The sequence below is a fragment of the Nocardia sp. CA-119907 genome (assembly GCF_050955995.1).
Lineage (GTDB): Bacteria > Actinomycetota > Actinomycetes > Mycobacteriales > Mycobacteriaceae > Nocardia.
The window spans coordinates 6,733,586-6,748,865 of sequence record NZ_CP192091.1 but is presented as its reverse complement, the minus strand read 5'-3'; the positions used below and the strand labels follow the sequence as shown (position 1 = coordinate 6,748,865).

Annotated in this window: 19 protein-coding genes; 13 read left to right on the top strand and 6 right to left on the bottom strand. The window is 67.5% G+C overall.

The window, feature by feature from the left end; translation table 11 throughout:
- Position 1: 1 nt before the first annotated feature.
- From ACQP2D_RS30040 to ACQP2D_RS30025, 4 genes are all read right to left on the bottom strand, one after another.
- A complete protein-coding gene (locus tag ACQP2D_RS30040) occupies positions 2–343 on the bottom strand; it encodes a YciI family protein (RefSeq protein ID WP_433679290.1) in 342 nt (113 codons plus the stop codon).
- Between the two features lie 9 nt (positions 344–352).
- Positions 353–922: a dihydrofolate reductase family protein gene (locus ACQP2D_RS30035; protein ID WP_433679289.1), complete on the bottom strand. Its 570-nt coding sequence runs from the start codon at positions 920–922 to the stop codon at positions 353–355.
- A 100-nt stretch (positions 923–1,022) separates the two neighbouring features.
- Positions 1,023–1,802 (bottom strand): isocitrate lyase/PEP mutase family protein, encoded by a 780-nt coding sequence (locus ACQP2D_RS30030; protein ID WP_433679288.1) that lies wholly within the window; start codon positions 1,800–1,802, stop codon positions 1,023–1,025.
- Positions 1,802–2,464, bottom strand: a complete 663-nt coding sequence (locus ACQP2D_RS30025; protein ID WP_433679287.1) for a hypothetical protein — start codon at positions 2,462–2,464, stop codon at positions 1,802–1,804. The genes ACQP2D_RS30030 and ACQP2D_RS30025 overlap by 1 nt, the downstream gene beginning before the upstream one ends.
- Between ACQP2D_RS30025 and ACQP2D_RS30020 the strand changes: the two genes are divergently transcribed.
- The 8 genes from ACQP2D_RS30020 (at position 2,463) to ACQP2D_RS29985 (ending at position 9,889) form a co-directional block, all read left to right on the top strand.
- On the top strand, positions 2,463–3,236 hold the full coding sequence (locus ACQP2D_RS30020; RefSeq protein ID WP_433679286.1) for an ArsR/SmtB family transcription factor: 774 nt from the start codon (positions 2,463–2,465) through the stop codon (positions 3,234–3,236). The genes ACQP2D_RS30025 and ACQP2D_RS30020 overlap by 2 nt on opposite strands.
- A 333-nt stretch (positions 3,237–3,569) precedes the next feature.
- The gene (gene argC, locus ACQP2D_RS30015; protein ID WP_433679285.1) at positions 3,570–4,628 is read left to right on the top strand and encodes an N-acetyl-gamma-glutamyl-phosphate reductase; all 1,059 of its coding nucleotides are present in this window, start codon (positions 3,570–3,572) and stop codon (positions 4,626–4,628) included.
- Positions 4,625–5,842: a bifunctional glutamate N-acetyltransferase/amino-acid acetyltransferase ArgJ gene (gene argJ / locus ACQP2D_RS30010; protein ID WP_433679284.1), complete on the top strand. Its 1,218-nt coding sequence runs from the start codon at positions 4,625–4,627 to the stop codon at positions 5,840–5,842. The genes argC and argJ overlap by 4 nt, the downstream gene beginning before the upstream one ends.
- A complete protein-coding gene (gene argB, locus ACQP2D_RS30005; RefSeq protein WP_433679283.1) occupies positions 5,839–6,771 on the top strand; it encodes an acetylglutamate kinase in 933 nt (310 codons plus the stop codon). Before argJ ends, argB begins: the two co-directional genes overlap by 4 nt.
- Entirely contained in the window at positions 6,771–7,985 is a 1,215-nt protein-coding gene (locus ACQP2D_RS30000) for an acetylornithine transaminase (RefSeq protein ID WP_433679282.1), read from the top strand. The genes argB and ACQP2D_RS30000 overlap by 1 nt, the downstream gene beginning before the upstream one ends.
- Positions 7,982–8,974, top strand: a complete 993-nt coding sequence (argF, locus tag ACQP2D_RS29995) for an ornithine carbamoyltransferase (RefSeq protein WP_433679281.1) — start codon at positions 7,982–7,984, stop codon at positions 8,972–8,974. Before ACQP2D_RS30000 ends, argF begins: the two co-directional genes overlap by 4 nt.
- Positions 8,975–9,002: 28 nt before the next feature.
- Positions 9,003–9,515 (top strand): arginine repressor, encoded by a 513-nt coding sequence (locus ACQP2D_RS29990; protein ID WP_354953026.1) that lies wholly within the window; start codon positions 9,003–9,005, stop codon positions 9,513–9,515.
- A gap of 26 nt (positions 9,516–9,541) precedes the next feature.
- Positions 9,542–9,889: a hypothetical protein gene (locus tag ACQP2D_RS29985; protein WP_433679280.1), complete on the top strand. Its 348-nt coding sequence runs from the start codon at positions 9,542–9,544 to the stop codon at positions 9,887–9,889.
- Between the two features lie 82 nt (positions 9,890–9,971).
- Here ACQP2D_RS29985 and ACQP2D_RS29980 read toward each other — a convergent pair whose 3' ends face one another.
- The gene (locus tag ACQP2D_RS29980; RefSeq protein ID WP_433679279.1) at positions 9,972–10,124 is read right to left on the bottom strand and encodes a hypothetical protein; all 153 of its coding nucleotides are present in this window, start codon (positions 10,122–10,124) and stop codon (positions 9,972–9,974) included.
- A 221-nt stretch (positions 10,125–10,345) separates the two neighbouring features.
- Here ACQP2D_RS29980 and ACQP2D_RS29975 point away from each other — a divergent pair, with 221 nt between their 5' ends.
- From ACQP2D_RS29975 to argH, 3 genes are all read left to right on the top strand, one after another.
- On the top strand, positions 10,346–11,548 hold the full coding sequence (locus ACQP2D_RS29975; protein ID WP_433679278.1) for an argininosuccinate synthase: 1,203 nt from the start codon (positions 10,346–10,348) through the stop codon (positions 11,546–11,548).
- 88 nt (positions 11,549–11,636) lie between these two features.
- Positions 11,637–12,542, top strand: a complete 906-nt coding sequence (locus ACQP2D_RS29970) for a class I SAM-dependent methyltransferase (protein ID WP_433679277.1) — start codon at positions 11,637–11,639, stop codon at positions 12,540–12,542.
- Positions 12,539–13,960: an argininosuccinate lyase gene (argH, locus tag ACQP2D_RS29965; RefSeq protein ID WP_433679276.1), complete on the top strand. Its 1,422-nt coding sequence runs from the start codon at positions 12,539–12,541 to the stop codon at positions 13,958–13,960. Before ACQP2D_RS29970 ends, argH begins: the two co-directional genes overlap by 4 nt.
- A gap of 133 nt (positions 13,961–14,093) precedes the next feature.
- On the opposite strand, the gene ACQP2D_RS29960 is transcribed toward argH, so the two are convergent.
- A complete protein-coding gene (locus ACQP2D_RS29960; protein WP_433679275.1) occupies positions 14,094–14,753 on the bottom strand; it encodes a hypothetical protein in 660 nt (219 codons plus the stop codon).
- Between ACQP2D_RS29960 and ACQP2D_RS29955 the strand changes: the two genes are divergently transcribed.
- On the top strand, positions 14,752–14,925 hold the full coding sequence (locus ACQP2D_RS29955; RefSeq protein WP_433679274.1) for a hypothetical protein: 174 nt from the start codon (positions 14,752–14,754) through the stop codon (positions 14,923–14,925). The genes ACQP2D_RS29960 and ACQP2D_RS29955 overlap by 2 nt on opposite strands.
- On the top strand, positions 14,922–15,245 hold the full coding sequence (locus ACQP2D_RS29950) for a DMT family transporter (protein ID WP_433679273.1): 324 nt from the start codon (positions 14,922–14,924) through the stop codon (positions 15,243–15,245). The genes ACQP2D_RS29955 and ACQP2D_RS29950 overlap by 4 nt, the downstream gene beginning before the upstream one ends.
- Positions 15,246–15,280: the final 35 nt, after the last annotated feature.

Below are 15,280 nucleotides of genomic sequence, written 5' to 3'. Positions count from 1 at the left end.
CTCAGTGATCGGCCACCGGCCGGACTTCGACCGGCAGGGTGAGCACGGCGGCCATCTTCTTACCCCAGTACAGCGCCTCGTCCAGATCGGCCGCCTGGATGACGGTGAATCCGCCGATGTACTCCTTACTTTCGATGTAAGGGCCGTCGGTGACGAGTACATCGCTGTCCTTGGCCCGGAGCACCGTGGCGGTGCTCGGCGCATGCAGGCCCGCGGCGAAAACCCAGGCGCCCGCGGCCCGCATCTCGTCGTTGAGCGCCTGTAGATCGCGCATGATCTCGTCGAGATTGTCCGGCGGCGGCCCTTCGTCGGGCTGATAGATGGTGAGCAGGTACTGCTTCATGGCTCCTCCTCATCCCCGCTGATAGGTGGCGATCACCACGCCGGTGGTGGTCGTGACGCTGTCGACGAGCCGCAGGTCGCCGAGGTCGACCCCATCGAACAGGCGCCGCCCGCCGCCGACCACGATCGGGTGGATCAGCAACAGGTACTCGTCGACCAGATCGTGACGCATCAGTGTCTGCATCAGATCGCCACTGCCGAGCACCACGAGATCCTGCTCCACCGCGGACACCGCGGCCACGACATCATCGCCGAGCAGGGTGGAGTTCTGCCAGGGCAACGGCTCGGTCAGCGTCCGGGACGCGACGAACTTCTCGGTCTTGTTCAGCACCTCGGTGAACGGATTGTCGGTCTGCTGCGGCCAGAAGCCGTAGAAGTCCTCGTAGGTCCGTCGCCCGAGCAGCAGCGCACCGTGATGGGTCGCCATATGTTCGGCCATCGCCTTGGCTTGCACGGGATCGTTATAGCGATGCGCCCAGCCGCCGTAGCGGAACCCGTTCCGGGTGTCCTCGTCGGCCCCGCCAGGGGCCTGCATGACACCGTCCAGAGTGATGTTCTCGACCGCGGTGATCTTGCTCATGGGAGATTCCTTTCAGCTGGCCGGTCCGTTACCGGCTTCACCTCCTACACGAACGCCTCCCCGGCGAATCGACATCGCCGACAAAATCTCTTCCAACGAATTATTCCGCGCCCGTGATGGCCTGGATTTCGCGGTAGGTGGGGATGCCGGACGGGACGGCCCCGCCGTCGCGCACCGCCCGCGCGATATCGACGATCCCGGCCAGCGCCGCCCGATACAACAGCGATCCCGTGCTGATCCGCCGCACACCCAATGCCGCGAGGTCCGTGATCGACGGCCCGACCACCGAGTACAGCATGTTGATCGGCAACGGCACCGCCGCGACGATCCGGCCGATCTCCGCCGGATCCGTCACACCGGGCACGAAAACCCCATCGGCACCGGCCTGCACATACGCCTCGGCACGGGCCAGGGTCGAATCCTGTTCCAGCTGTAGCCAATACGTATCGACCCGGGCATTGACGAACAACTCGGGCACACGGGACTTGATCGCGGCGATCAACTCCGCCTGCTGCCCGGGATCGGCCAGCGCCGTATCCGCACGCCCATCCTCGAGATTCACCCCGGCAATGCCCAAAGCGCCGAGTTGCGCGACGTATTCGGCGACCGTCGCGGGATCCTCGCTGAACCCACCCTCGATATCAACGGTGACCGGCACCGGCAAACGCGCGAGTCTCGTTGCCAGCGCCAGTGTTTCATCACGGGTGACACCGGCACCGTCGGCGAGACCCGCCGCCACCGCGACGCCGAGACTGGTGGTGCCGATTGCCGCGAACCCCTCGGCGGCCAGCACCGCCGCCGAACCGAAGTCCCAAGCATTGGGCAGTACCAGCGGTTCGGCACGGTGGTGCAGGTCGTGGAAAGCCTTGGTCTTGTTCATCAGTCCCTCTCGATGATTCCGGCGGCAATGGCAAGGGCATGGTCGCGACCCGGGCACATATGCGGCCCCGTCCCGAATCCCAGGCCCGTGAGATCGACTTCGACCAACTCCCCTTCGACAACCCGCCGGGTCCGGCGCACCGGCGGATGCTCGACCATGGTGCGGGCGATGACCTCGTCCGCGGTGCCTTCGAACCGGCGCGCATTCTCCACGAGCGCTCCCGTCGCCTGACATGCTTGGATCAGCAGACCGATCCGAGCAGCAGCGTGCTCGTCGGCCACTCCGCCGCAGGCGGCCACCATCTCGGCGACGGCCCGATCGGCCTCGGCGCTGTCGGGCTGATGGGGCTGGTAATGCGCGGCGGCAATGGCGACCGCCGAAACCGAGATGTCCGGAATCCCGAGGGCGTCCGCCAGCACCCGGACATGGGGAAGCTCACCCTCGACCGTGCGGGCCCGCTCGCGCAGTACCTCGGGCGACAATCGAGCCAATTCCGCGACGACGAGCGCACGCCGCCGAGCATGGTCGACCCCATCGCAAAATCGAGCGACATCGGCGCGCAGCCAGCCGATGCCGGCAGCCTGCGTGGTCCGCGGTACCCCGGGCATCGGCGCACTGGTCAAAACCTCCCGCACCCGATCGGGCTCGGTGATCAGATTCATGCCGCGACCGTATCCCGCTGACGTTTCGGTGGCCGCCGAAATAACCCGGCGCGATCATGGTGTGGTGCAGACCCGAGGAGCCGAACTGGCCGGACTGGCCACCCTGCTGGCCGATCGCACCCGCGCCGATATGTGCCTGGCCCTGGTCGACGGCCGTGCCTGGACGGCCGGGGAACTGGCCCGACATACCGGAGTCGCGCCGTCCACCGCGACCGAGCATCTGAACCGGCTGCTCGACGGGGGTCTGCTCGTGGAGCGCCGCCAGGGCAGGCACCGGTACGTGCAGTTGGCGAGCCAGCAGGTGGCCGAGCTGTTGGAGACCATGGTCACCCACCTGGAGCCGTCGCGCCCCGAGCCGACGACGCTGCGCGCGTCCACCGCCGCCGCGGCCCTGGCCCGCGGCCGAACCTGCTACGACCACCTCGCGGGCCGACTCGGCGTCGCCATCACCGACGCGATGATCGAACACGATCTGCTCGACGACGAAGGCGGCTTCGCCCTCACCGAGGCCGGGTCGGCGTGGCTCACCGGCCCGATGGGCATCGAGGCGACGACGCTGCACGCAACGCGTCGCCCCATCGCGCGCCCCTGTCTCGACTGGACCGAACGCCGCACCCACCTCGGCGGGGCCGCCGGAGCGCAGCTGTGTCGGCGGTTGCAGGCACTGGATTGGGTACGGCGCGTCGGGACCGGCCGCGCTGTGCGCCTCACAGCACAGGGTGAAACCGGCCTGTTCGAGGCGCTCGGCATCGATCCCGCAACGGTTGCCTGACGGTGGCTGAGCGAGGGGTTCGTCCCCACGCAGCGAACCTCGGGAGCGCGCCAACACACCACCCTTGCCCGATCAGCGTGGCCGTCACCCAGGTTGCGGCGGGTGCCATTCTGATGGGGCAGGAGCCGGCCTCGACTCGGGTCGCCGCGGCGATGGTGGTCCTGCGCTCATCGCCCGCTCGGAGCGCGTGCTGAATCTCATCAATACGATTGAGGCGGGTTCTTCCCGGGTATCACTGCCGGGCGGTAACAGAACTGCCTGGTGACCGGGGCCGGCGGGGTGATGCCGCACCCCGTCCATGAATGGGCTTGCATAATCGTGCATAATCATCACATGGTTGATTCGTCGGGCAACCCGGTCTTGCGGGTTGCGGTGGCCGGTGCGAGTGGATACGCCGGTGGTGAGGTGCTGCGTCTGTTGCTTGGCCATCCGGCCTACCGCGACGGGCGCCTCGTCATCGGGGCGCTGACCGCCGGCTCGAATGCGGGCAGCACGCTGGGGGAGCTCCAGCCGCACCTGCTACCGCTGGCCGATCGGGTGCTCGCGCCGACCACGGTCGACGAGCTGGCCGGTCACGACATCGTCTTTCTGGGCCTACCCCATGGGCAGTCCGCCGCCATCGCGCAGCAGCTACCGGCATCGACGGTGATCATCGACTGCGGTGCCGACTTCCGACTGACCGAGGCGTCGGCATGGGAGAAGTACTACGGCAGCCCCCACGCGGGGAGCTGGCCGTACGGGCTGCCGGAACTGCCGGGTGGACGCGACCGGCTCCGTGGCGCGACCCGGATCGCCGTTCCCGGTTGCTACCCCACGGTCGCCAGCCTCGCGCTGGCACCGGCGATCGCGGCCGGAATCATCGAGCCGAAGGTGAATGTGGTTGCGGTGAGCGGTACTTCGGGCGCGGGCCGCAAACTCGACGTCGGCCTGCTCGGCTCGGAGGTCATGGGCTCGGCGCGGGCCTACGGCATCGCGGGCGCGCACCGGCACACCCCGGAGATCGCGCAGAATCTGAAGGCCGCCGGCGGCACCGACGTCGCCGTATCGTTCACCCCGGTGCTGGCGCCGATGCCGCGGGGCATTCTCGCGACGTGCACCGCCCCGATCAAGGTCGACGCCGAGCAGGCGCGCGCGGTCTATGAAAAGGCTTATGCCGAGGAACCATTCGTGCACCTGCTGCCGGAAGGCACACTGCCGCAGACGGGTTCGGTGCTCGGCTCCAATGCCGTCACCCTGCAGGTCGCGGTGGATGCCGACGCCGGGCTGCTGGTGGTGATCGGCGCGATCGACAACCTGAGCAAGGGCACCGCGGGCGCGGCGGTCCAATCCATGAATCTGGCGGTCGGATTCGACGAGACCGCAGGACTTTCCACCATAGGAGTGGCACCGTGACGACGTTCGACACCGAGGCCGGCAAGCTGGTCCGGACCCAGGGCGTTACCGCACCGCTCGGTTTCCGGGCGGCGGGCATCGCCGCGGGCATCAAGGCCAGCGGAAAACCCGATCTGGCACTGGTATTCAACGAGGGCCCGGAGTACGCGGCCGCTGGCGTCTTCACCCGCAACCAGGTGAAGGCCGCACCGGTGCTGTGGTCGCAGCAGGTGCTCACCAGCGGCCGGTTGCGCGCGGTGATCCTGAATTCCGGTGGGGCCAATGCCTGTACCGGTCCGGGCGGCTTCCAGGACACCCACCAGACCGCCGAGGAATTGGCCACGGCGCTGAGCAATTGGGGCACCGAAACCGGCGCGGGCGAAATCGCGGTCTGCTCAACCGGTTTGATCGGCGACCGACTGCCGATGGACAAGGTGATCCCGGCCGTCACCGAAATCGTGCACGAGATGGGCGGCGGGATGTCCGGCGGGCTCGATGCCGCACACGCCATCATGACCACCGACACCGTGCCCAAGGAAGCGGCGTTCCACCACCGCGACAAATGGAATGTCGGCGGTATGGCCAAGGGCGCTGGCATGCTCGCACCCTCGCTGGCGACCATGCTGGTGGTGCTCACCACCGACGCCGCCGCGAGCGCCGAACAGCTGGATCGCGCACTGCGCAACGCGACTCGGCTCACCTTCGATCGGCTCGACGTCGACGGCTCCTGCTCCACCAATGACACCGTGCTGTTGCTGGCCAATGGCGCCAGCGAGGTCGCGCCTTCGCAGGAGGAACTGGACGCGGCGGTGCTCGCGGTCTGCGACGATCTGGCCGCGCAGCTGATGGCCGATGCCGAGGGTGTGACCAAGCGGGTGCTGATCACCGTCGCCGGTGCGGTCTCCGAGGACGAGGCGCTGATCGCGGCGCGCGCCGTCGCCCGCGACAGTCTGGTCAAGACCGCGCTCTTCGGTTCCGACCCGAACTGGGGCCGGGTGCTCGCCGCTGTCGGCATCGCCCCGATCACCCTGGATCCGAACCGGATCTCGGTGTCGTTCAACGGAAATCCGGTCTGCGTCGATGGTGTCGGCGCGCCCGGTGCGCGCGAGGTCGATCTATCCGGCCCCGATATCGAGGTGCGGATCGAACTGAATGTCGGTGACGGCACGGCGACCGTGCGGACCACCGACCTGTCGCACGGCTATGTCGAAGAGAATTCGGCCTACAGCTCATGACCAGCGATGCGGTGCAGGAACTTTCGGCAGTGGACAAGGCACACGTCCTCGCCGACGCGCTGCCGTGGCTACAGAAGTTCCGCGACAAGATCGTAGTCGTCAAATACGGCGGCAATGCGATGATCGACGCGGACCTCAAACAGGCCTTCGCCGCCGATATGGCGTTCCTGCGCACCGTCGGGGTGCATCCGGTGGTGGTGCACGGCGGCGGACCGCAGATCAGCGCAATGCTGAAAAAGCTGGGGCTACAAGGCGAATTCCGCGGTGGCTTCCGCGTCACCACACCCGATGTGATGGATGTGGTGCGGATGGTGCTGTTCGGTCAGGTCGGCCGGGAGCTGGTCGGGCTGATCAACGCGCACGGACCGTACGCGGTCGGCATCTCCGGTGAGGACGCGCGGCTGTTCACCGCGACCCGGCGCACCGTCGATGTCGACGGCGAGGCGACCGATATCGGTCTGGTCGGCGATGTCACCGAGGTGAACGCCGATGCGGTGCTCGACCTCATCGGCGCGGGGCGCATTCCGGTGGTCTCTACCATCGCGCCGGACGCCGACGGCGTGGTGCACAACATCAATGCCGACACCGCCGCCGCAGCACTCGCCGAGGGCATCGGCGCGGAGAAGCTGGTGATATTGACCGATGTCGAGGGCCTGTATACGAACTGGCCGGACCGTTCGTCGCTCACCTCGTGCATCGATACGGCCGAATTGGCCGAGTTGCTCCCGCGTCTGGATGCGGGCATGGTGCCCAAGATGGAGGCCTGCCTGCGCGCCGTGCAGGGCGGGGTGCCGACCGCGCATGTCATCGACGGTCGGGTCCCGCATTCGGTGCTGTTGGAACTGTTCACCGGAGAAGGAATCGGAACGATGGTGACGCCCGCCCCGCTCGCCACGAGCGCGGCGGACACACTGAACGGAACGAAATGATGAGCGATACAGCAGAATTGCAACAGCGGTGGTCCGCCGCGTTGATGAAGAACTATGCGACGCCCAAGGTCGCGCTGGTACGCGGCGCGGGCGCGGTGGTCTACGACGCGGACGGCAAGCGCTACATCGACTTCCTCGGTGGCATCGCGGTCAATAGCCTCGGCCATGCCCATCCGGCGATTCTGGAAGCGGTGACCCAGCAACTCGGCACACTGGGGCACACCTCGAATATCTACGCCAACGAACCGGTCATCGAACTGGCCGAGCGCCTGCTCGCGCACTTCGGCGACGGCGAATTCGGCGACGGCCACGGCCGCGCGTTCTTCTGCAATTCCGGCACCGAGGCCAATGAGGCGGCGTTCAAGATGGCGCGGCTGACCGGGCGGCGCAAGATCGTCGCGACCGATGAGGCCTTCCACGGCCGGACCATGGGCGCGCTCGCGCTCACCGGGCAGCCCTCCAAGCGCACGCCGTTCGAGCCGATGCCGCCCGGTGTCGTCCATGTGCCCTACGGCGATGCCGCGGCCCTGGAGGCGGTCGTGGACGAGGACACCGCGGCGGTGTTCCTCGAGCCGATCATGGGGGAGAGCGGTGTTGTCGTGCCGCCCATCGACTATTTGGTGAAAGCACGCGAGATCACCGCGCGCCACGGCGCGCTGCTGGTGCTCGACGAGGTGCAGACCGGTATCGGGCGGTGCGGAAAGTTCTACGCGCACCAGGCATTCGGCATCGTGCCGGATGTGATCACCCTGGCCAAGGGGCTCGGTGGCGGGCTGCCGATCGGTGCGGTGCTGGCCACCGGACCGGCCGCCGACCTGCTGACCCCGGGTCTGCACGGCACCACCTTCGGCGGCAATGCGGTCTGTGCCGCAGCGGCTTTGGCCGTCTTGCAGACCATCGATGAGACCGATCTGCTCGCGCATGTCGAATCGGTCGGCAAGCGGCTCAGCGATGGCATCGAACTGCTCGAACATCCGCTGATCGATCATGTGCGCGGCGCCGGTCTGCTGCTCGGCATCGTGCTGACCGACGACATTTCGGCCGAGGTGGAGAATCGGGCCCGGGAGGCGGGCTATCTGGTGAATGCGCCCAAGCCCAATATCATTCGGCTCGCGCCGCCATTGGTGCTCACCGAGACCCAGTCCGACAATTTCGTCGCCGATCTGCCCGATATCCTCGACGGGGCGCACGCCGACGCCAAGGGGGCCAAATGAATACAGCATCGCAGAGCGATTCCGTGAGGGGTGGCGGTCGGGCGACGGGTGGGCCTATCCGCCACTTCCTGCGCGATGACGATGTGACGCCCGCCGAGCAGGCCGAAATCCTCGCTCTCGCAGCGGAACTGAAGAAGGATCCGTTCGCCCACCAGCCGCTGGCCGGGCCGCGCGGAGTCGGCGTGATCTTCGAGAAGAACTCCACCCGCACGCGCTTCTCCTTCGAAATGGGCATCGCTCAGCTCGGCGGGCACGCGGTGGTGGTCGACGGCCGCGACACCCAGCTCGGCCGTGAGGAGACCCTCGGCGATACCGGCAAGGTGCTCTCGCGCTATGTCGACGCGATCGTATGGCGGACCTTCGAACAGGTGCGTCTGGACGAAATGGCCGTCACCGCAACGGTTCCGGTGGTGAACGCGCTGTCCAACGAATTCCACCCGTGCCAGGTGCTCGCCGATCTACAGACCCTCGTCGAGCGCAAGGGCAGTCTGACCGGCCGCAACCTCACCTATTTCGGTGACGGCGCGAACAATATGGCGCATTCGCTGCTGCTCGGCGGCGTGACCGCGGGTTTGAACGTAACCATCGCCGCGCCAGCGGGTTTCGAGCCGCTGCCGTGGATTTTGGAGGCCGCGCGCAAGCGTGCCGCCGAGACCGGCGCCACCATCACGCTCACCGGCGATCCGGTCGCGGCTGCGGACGGCGCGGACGCCCTCGTCACCGACACCTGGACCTCCATGGGGCAGGAAAACGACGGTCTCGACCGTGTCGGCCCCTTCCGTCCCTTCCAGCTCAATGCCGAGCTGCTGGCCAAGGCCCAGCCGGATGTCGTTGTGCTGCACTGTCTTCCGGCGCACCGCGGCGAAGAGATCACCGACGACGTGATCGACGGGCCGCACAGTGTGGTGTGGGACGAGGCGGAGAATCGGCTGCACGCGCAGAAGGCGCTGCTGGTGTGGTTGCTGGCCAAGCGAGGTGAGGCGCAGTGAGCGCGAGACGCATCGGCGAGGCGTGGTCATGACCGTCCAACCCGACGCCGGTAAGTCCGCTCCCGCCATTGCCCGCACCCGAGCCGGTCGGCAGTCCCGAATCATCGAACTGCTGACCGCGCACGCGGTCCGCAGCCAAACCGAACTGGCCGCCCTGCTCGCCGCCGAAGGCATCGAAACCACCCAGGCCACCCTCTCCCGCGACCTCGATGAACTCGGCGCGGTGAAATTGCGCGCCGCCGACGGCGGTGCCGGCGTCTACGTGGTTCCCGAAGACGGCAGCCCCGTCCGCGGCGTCACCGGCGGCACCGACCGCCTCTCCAAACTCCTCGGCGATCTCCTCGTCTCCACCGACGCCAGCGGAAACATCGCCGTGCTGCGCACTCCGCCCGGCGCCGCGCACTACCTGGCCAGCGCCCTGGACCGAGCGGCCCTGCCGTTCATCGTCGGCACCATCGCCGGCGACGACACCATTGCCGTCATCGCCCGCGAACCTCTCACCGGCGCCGAACTAGCCGCCAAAATCGAGGCACTAGCCTGAGCCGCCGATGTTTTCACGGTGCTTCGGTGCGGTCCGCGGCCTGCTCGGACTTGCGATCACGTCGGCACTGCTCCCAGGCCGGAGTCGTCGATGCGGCCGGTGCGGCAGCCGTCGGATCGCATCTGGATGCGTGCGCAACGCCGGAGCTGTCCCGCGCACGGGTGTACATGGCCGTCATCGACTTCCGCACCACCGACGACCGGGTCGACACGAATCGAATCGGCATCCTGGTCGTCAGTTCCGGTGTGTACTGGTCGACACGAATTGCCCCGATCGAGCCCAAGTTGCGTGCCTCGATCGCCAACGGCGCGCCAGCCGACCGCAGCGCGGCACGAGGACCCGCGGAATCACCGAAGTGGAAGCAGCTCAGGTGATTTCGTCGAGCATGGCACAACCCTCGAGACGTGCGCATACGCGAGCCGCCAAGGATGACCGCCCGGCCGAAAGAGCTTCGGCTCAGCCGAAGGGGTATCGGCCGCCACCGCCCGGCGAATTGTGGCCGGGGGCGCCTACGTTGATGATGTCCTGGATCAAGTCGACGAGGGCGCGTCCGACGTTGAGGACCGCGTTGCCGAGAGTGCTGAATTCGCCTGCGATGAGGTGCAGCATGTCGTACATCCTTCTGCCCGCCCAGATGGTGTTGTTCTAAGGGTAGGGCACGGGGCAAGCGGGACCCGGGTGTGAATGGGCTTGCATCGTCATGCATAATCATTTGTATGACGGTGCGGGCCGCCTGACGTGCGATGGGCGCGTTCGGTGCGCGCCGCGCCCACCGCCCGCGGCTGCGGGCACGACCTGCAGACAAGCACGAAACCGAGGAGCACATAGACATGTCCGAGCGCGTCGTACTCGCCTACTCCGGTGGGCTCGATACCTCCGTTGCGATCAGCTGGATCGGCAAGGAGACCGGCGCCGAGGTCGTGGCGGTCGCCATTGATCTGGGCCAGGGCGGCGAGGATATGAACGTGGTGCGCCAGCGTGCGCTGGACTGCGGCGCGGTCGAGGCGATCGTGGTCGACGCTCGCGACGAGTTCGCCAACGAGTACTGCCTGCCGACCATCCAGGCCAACGCGATGTACATGGGCCAGTACCCGCTGGTGTCGGCGATCAGCCGCCCGCTCATCGTCAAGCATCTGGTGGAGGCCGCCAAGTTCCACGGCGCGAGCACGGTCGCGCACGGCTGCACCGGTAAGGGCAACGACCAGGTGCGTTTCGAGGTCGGCATCGGTGCGCTCGCGCCCGATCTGAATGTGATCGCGCCGGTCCGCGACTACGCCTGGACCCGGGAGAAGGCCATCGCCTTCGCCGAGGAGAACCAGCTCCCGATCAATGTCACCAAGAAGTCGCCGTTCTCGATCGACCAGAACGTGTGGGGTCGCGCGGTGGAGACCGGCTTCCTGGAGGACCTCTGGAACGCGCCGACCAAGGACGTCTACGACTACACCTCGGATCCGACGGTCAACTTCGAAGCGCCGGATGAACTCATCGTCACCTTCGACAAGGGTGTGCCGGTCGCCATCGACGGCCGCCCGGTCAGTGTGCTCGAGGCGATTGTCGAGCTGAACCACCGCGCCGGACGTCAGGGCGTCGGCCGCCTCGATATGGTCGAGGACCGCCTCGTCGGCATCAAGAGCCGCGAGATCTACGAGGCCCCCGGCGCCATCGCGCTGATCACCGCGCACCAGGCGCTCGAGAATGTCACCATCGAGCGCGAGCTGGGCCGCTATAAGCGCCAGGTCGAGCAGCGCTGGGGCGAGCTGGCCTACGACGGCCTGTGGTTCTCCCCGCTCAAGCGCGCGCTGGACGCGTTCGTCGCCGAAACCCAGCAGCACGTCACCGGCGAGATCCGGATGGTGCTGCACGGCGGTTCCGTCGTGGTCAACGGCCGCCGCTCCGAGCAGTCGCTCTACGACTTCAACCTGGCCACCTACGACGAGGGCGACACCTTCGACCAGTCGCTGGCGAAGGGCTTCGTGCAGATCCACGGCCTGTCCTCGAAGGTCGCGGCGCGTCGTGACCTGAACCAGAAGTAGCAGCGCGCACTGAGGGCGTACTGCGTCCGCCGGTGACCATTAGGCTCGAACGGGTCGGCGCAGCGGTTGCCGACCCGAAGGGAGCACTATGCGGACCGACGACGACAGCTGGGATATCGAATCGAGCGTGGGCGCCACGGCCCTCGGCGTCGCGGCAATGCGAGCCGCCGAGAGCCGCGGCCCGGACGCACTGTTCCATGACCCGTATGCCGAAGTACTGGTGACTGCCGTCGGTTCGGAATCCTGGACGCGCATCGTGCGCGGCGAGATCCCGGATCTCGAGGAGGCCGCGATAGCGTCGATGGGACCCCTTATCTCGGCCCTGATCGCACGCACCTGCTACCTCGACGACTACTGCAAGGAGGCGGCCGCCGACGGCATCCGGCAGATCGTCGTTCCCGCCGCAGGACTCGACGCCAGGGCCTATCGGCTCGAATGGCCGGTCGGCACAACGGTTTTCGAGCTGGATCTGCCGAAGGTGCTGGAGTTCAAGGAGAGCGCGCTGGCGGATTTCCCGCCCGCGGCGCAGCGCTGCGCGATCGCGGTGGATCTGCGCGAGGATTGGCCAGCGGCGTTGCGGGACAATGGCTTCGATCCGACCGCGCCGACCGCCTGGCTGATCGAAGGACTGTTGCGCTACCTCCCTGCGGACGCCCAGGACCGGCTGTTCGACAGCATCGTAGCGTTGAGCGCGCCGGGCAGTCGGGTCGCGATCTACCGCTCGACCGGTTCCGCGCCGGACGCCAAGGCGTTGCAGGAGGCGCGATCCGCCGGGGTCGACGTCACGGTCGATGTCGGCGAACTGTGGTACTCCGACGAGGGCCGCAGCGATCCGATCGACTGGTTCACCGAACACGGCTGGACGGTGTCGCGCGCCGACCCGGCCGAGGTGCTGCGCAGCCGGGGCCGGGAGGTATCCGACCTGGCCGCGGCCGGCCTGAAGACCCACATTTTGTTCAACGCCCGACGACCCGGAGGAGACAGCACACGATGACGCAGAGCGGCAGCACCAACGAAGGGGCGCTCTGGGGCGGACGTTTCGCGTCCGGACCGGCCGCGGCGATGGCCGCGCTGAGCAAGTCGACCCAGTTCGACTGGGCGCTGGCTCCCTACGATATTCGCGCGTCGAAGGCGCACGCGCGGGTGCTGCACAAGGCCGGGCTGCTGTCGGAGAGCGATCTCGCCGCCATGCTGGCCGGACTGGATCAGCTTGCGGCGGACGTGGAATCGGGCTCTTTCGTCCCGGCGGAGGCGGATGAGGATGTGCACGGCGCACTGGAGCGTGGGCTGATCGATCGGGTCGGCGCCGAACTCGGCGGGCGACTGCGGGCCGGGCGTTCGCGTAATGACCAGGTGGCCACGCTGTTTCGGATGTGGCTGCGTGATGCGGCCCGCCGGATCGCCGCCGGACTGCTCGATATCGTCGACGCGCTGGTCGCCCAGGCCGCCGCGCACCCGGACGCGGTGATGCCGGGTAAGACGCATCTGCAAGCCGCGCAGCCGGTGCTGCTCGCGCACCATCTGCTCGCGCACGCGCATCCGCTGCTGCGCGATATCGATCGGTTGCGCGACTTCGACAAGCGCGCGGCGGTCTCGCCCTACGGATCCGGCGCGCTGGCCGGTTCCTCGCTCGGACTGGATCCGGAAGCCATCGCGGCCGAACTGGATTTCCATGCCGCGGCGGCGAATTCGATCGATGCCACCTCCGCACGCGATTTCGCGGCCGAAGCGGCGTTCGTGCTCGCCATGATCGGTGTCGACCTCAGCCGGATGGCCGAAGAGGTGATCATCTGGAGCACACCGGAATTCGGCTACGTCACCCTCGCCGACGCCTGGTCCACCGGCTCGTCGATCATGCCGCAGAAGAAGAATCCGGATGTCTCCGAGCTCACCCGCGGTAAGGCCGGTCGCCTCATCGGCAACCTGACCGGACTGCTGGCGACGCTGAAAGCCCAACCGCTGGCCTATAACCGGGACCTCCAAGAGGATAAGGAGCCCCTGTTCGATTCGGTCGCCCAGTTGGAGCTGCTGCTCCCGGCGATCGCGGGCCTGGTCTCGACCCTGACCTTCCACACCGACCGCATGGCCGAACTCGCACCCGCCGGGTTCACCCTCGCTACCGATATCGCCGAATGGCTTGTCCGGCAGGGTGTTCCGTTCCGCGTCGCGCACGAGGCGGCCGGTGCGTGCGTGCGCGCCGCCGAGGGGCGGGGCGTCGGCCTCGACGAGCTGACCGATGCGGAGTTCGCCGCCGTCGATCCGGCGCTGACGCCGCAGGTTCGGGAAGTACTCACCGTGCAGGGCTCGATCGCCTCCCGCAATGCCCGTGGCGGCACCGCGGGTGTGCAGGTGGCGGCTCAGCTCGACGAGATCCGGCACACGGTCTCGGAATTGCGCGGCCTGCGCGGGTAGTCGTCGAGCCCTGGGGTCGCATCAGGGCTGGTGCCAGCGGCTCCGCTGTCGTGCGCGATTCTCGCGAGCCGGAATATCCTGCGACACACTGCGATCGGCACCTGCGCGCAGCGCGGCATGCGTCCTGAGAACTTCAACGGCCCAACAAATCCGCCACATGCGCCAGCGGTGCGGCAAGCGCCGGAATCGCATTCGGATCACGCAATTGGCCGGGGGTGTAGGTCAGCAGCTCCCGACCGGCGAGGCTCCAGTCGGGGACGGCTCCGGCGAGGTGTGCGTCGCGCAGTGGTTTGCCGACCAGCCAGCGGGCGTAGTCGGGATCGGCCGCGGCGATTCGGAATCGAGAGTCGAACCAGTCATTGCCGGTCGCGGTCGGCCTATCGCCGAATAGCGATCGGCTGAGCTTGGACATCGCCCCTCGGCGGTGTACCAAAGCCGAGGGCATTGGGCGGTCCAGCAGCACCACCACCGCGATGAAGCGGTGCGTGTGAGTGGTGGTGGAATCCGCGTTCGTTGAGGTCGTCTCGTACGAATAGTCCGCCACAGTTACCCAGCGGCCACCGAATTGCCCGGTCAGGGTCACGCCGAGGCGCTGTCGGCGGTGCCCGGGCAGGCGCGACATCCACGGTGCCCGCGAGCTCTCCGCGAAGGTCCACCCGTGCTGAGTCGCCCACTGCCACAGGCCCGCCCGGCGGGCGCGTTCGGCGCGCATCAACAACGGGATCGCCACGGCCAACAGCGTGACAACCAGCACAATCGGCGCGCCGATCAGTGCGATGACCGCTGCGTCCATGGCTCCTCCTCGTCCGACTACCGTCGCGGTGGGCGAACGCGCCGGTACCGGATCCGCCGCGCATCCGGCTACCGAAGTCTGCGTTGTCGACCTTGTCATCGAGGCACCCGAAACCTTGCGGCCACAACCGCTTGTCAGCAACCTGCCCGCCCGGTTTACGCTGCGCGAATGACCCTGCTGCTGCTCGCGCTGGCCATCGCCTCCGAGATCACCGCGACCGTATCCCTCGAGCTGTCCGAGGGTTTCACCAAACTGGTGCCCTCGATCATCGTGGTCATCGGCTACGGCTCGGCCTTCTTCTTCCTTTCCCAGGCGCTGAAACGTGGCATGCCGATCGGCGTCGCCTACGGCATCTGGTCTGCGGTCGGCGTCGCGGCCATTGCGGTCATCGGTGTGCTGTTCCTCGATGAGCGGCTCTCGTTGATCCAGGTCGGCGGCATCGCACTGGTGATTGTCGGCGTCTTGGCGCTGGAACTCGGTGGTGCGCAATGACATCCGCCCGGAACTTGTCGGGGTGTGGCTGTTGA

Coding starts and splice junctions, on each gene's coding strand:
- ACQP2D_RS29950 (WP_433679273.1), top strand. CDS start 14,922: ATGACCCTGCTGCTGCTCGCGCTGGCCATCGCCTCCGAGATCACCGCG.
- ACQP2D_RS29955 (WP_433679274.1), top strand. CDS start 14,752: ATGGCTCCTCCTCGTCCGACTACCGTCGCGGTGGGCGAACGCGCCGGT.
- ACQP2D_RS30040 (WP_433679290.1), bottom strand. CDS start 343: ATGAAGCAGTACCTGCTCACCATCTATCAGCCCGACGAAGGGCCGCCG.
- ACQP2D_RS30025 (WP_433679287.1), bottom strand. CDS start 2,464: ATGAATCTGATCACCGAGCCCGATCGGGTGCGGGAGGTTTTGACCAGT.
- ACQP2D_RS29970 (WP_433679277.1), top strand. CDS start 11,637: ATGCGGACCGACGACGACAGCTGGGATATCGAATCGAGCGTGGGCGCC.
- argH (WP_433679276.1), top strand. CDS start 12,539: ATGACGCAGAGCGGCAGCACCAACGAAGGGGCGCTCTGGGGCGGACGT.
- ACQP2D_RS30000 (WP_433679282.1), top strand. CDS start 6,771: ATGAGCGATACAGCAGAATTGCAACAGCGGTGGTCCGCCGCGTTGATG.
- ACQP2D_RS29990 (WP_354953026.1), top strand. CDS start 9,003: ATGACCGTCCAACCCGACGCCGGTAAGTCCGCTCCCGCCATTGCCCGC.
- argF (WP_433679281.1), top strand. CDS start 7,982: ATGAATACAGCATCGCAGAGCGATTCCGTGAGGGGTGGCGGTCGGGCG.
- ACQP2D_RS29960 (WP_433679275.1), bottom strand. CDS start 14,753: ATGGACGCAGCGGTCATCGCACTGATCGGCGCGCCGATTGTGCTGGTT.
- ACQP2D_RS29980 (WP_433679279.1), bottom strand. CDS start 10,124: ATGCTGCACCTCATCGCAGGCGAATTCAGCACTCTCGGCAACGCGGTC.
- ACQP2D_RS29975 (WP_433679278.1), top strand. CDS start 10,346: ATGTCCGAGCGCGTCGTACTCGCCTACTCCGGTGGGCTCGATACCTCC.
- ACQP2D_RS30030 (WP_433679288.1), bottom strand. CDS start 1,802: ATGAACAAGACCAAGGCTTTCCACGACCTGCACCACCGTGCCGAACCG.
- ACQP2D_RS30035 (WP_433679289.1), bottom strand. CDS start 922: ATGAGCAAGATCACCGCGGTCGAGAACATCACTCTGGACGGTGTCATG.
- argB (WP_433679283.1), top strand. CDS start 5,839: ATGACCAGCGATGCGGTGCAGGAACTTTCGGCAGTGGACAAGGCACAC.
- ACQP2D_RS30020 (WP_433679286.1), top strand. CDS start 2,463: ATGCCGCGACCGTATCCCGCTGACGTTTCGGTGGCCGCCGAAATAACC.
- argC (WP_433679285.1), top strand. CDS start 3,570: ATGGTTGATTCGTCGGGCAACCCGGTCTTGCGGGTTGCGGTGGCCGGT.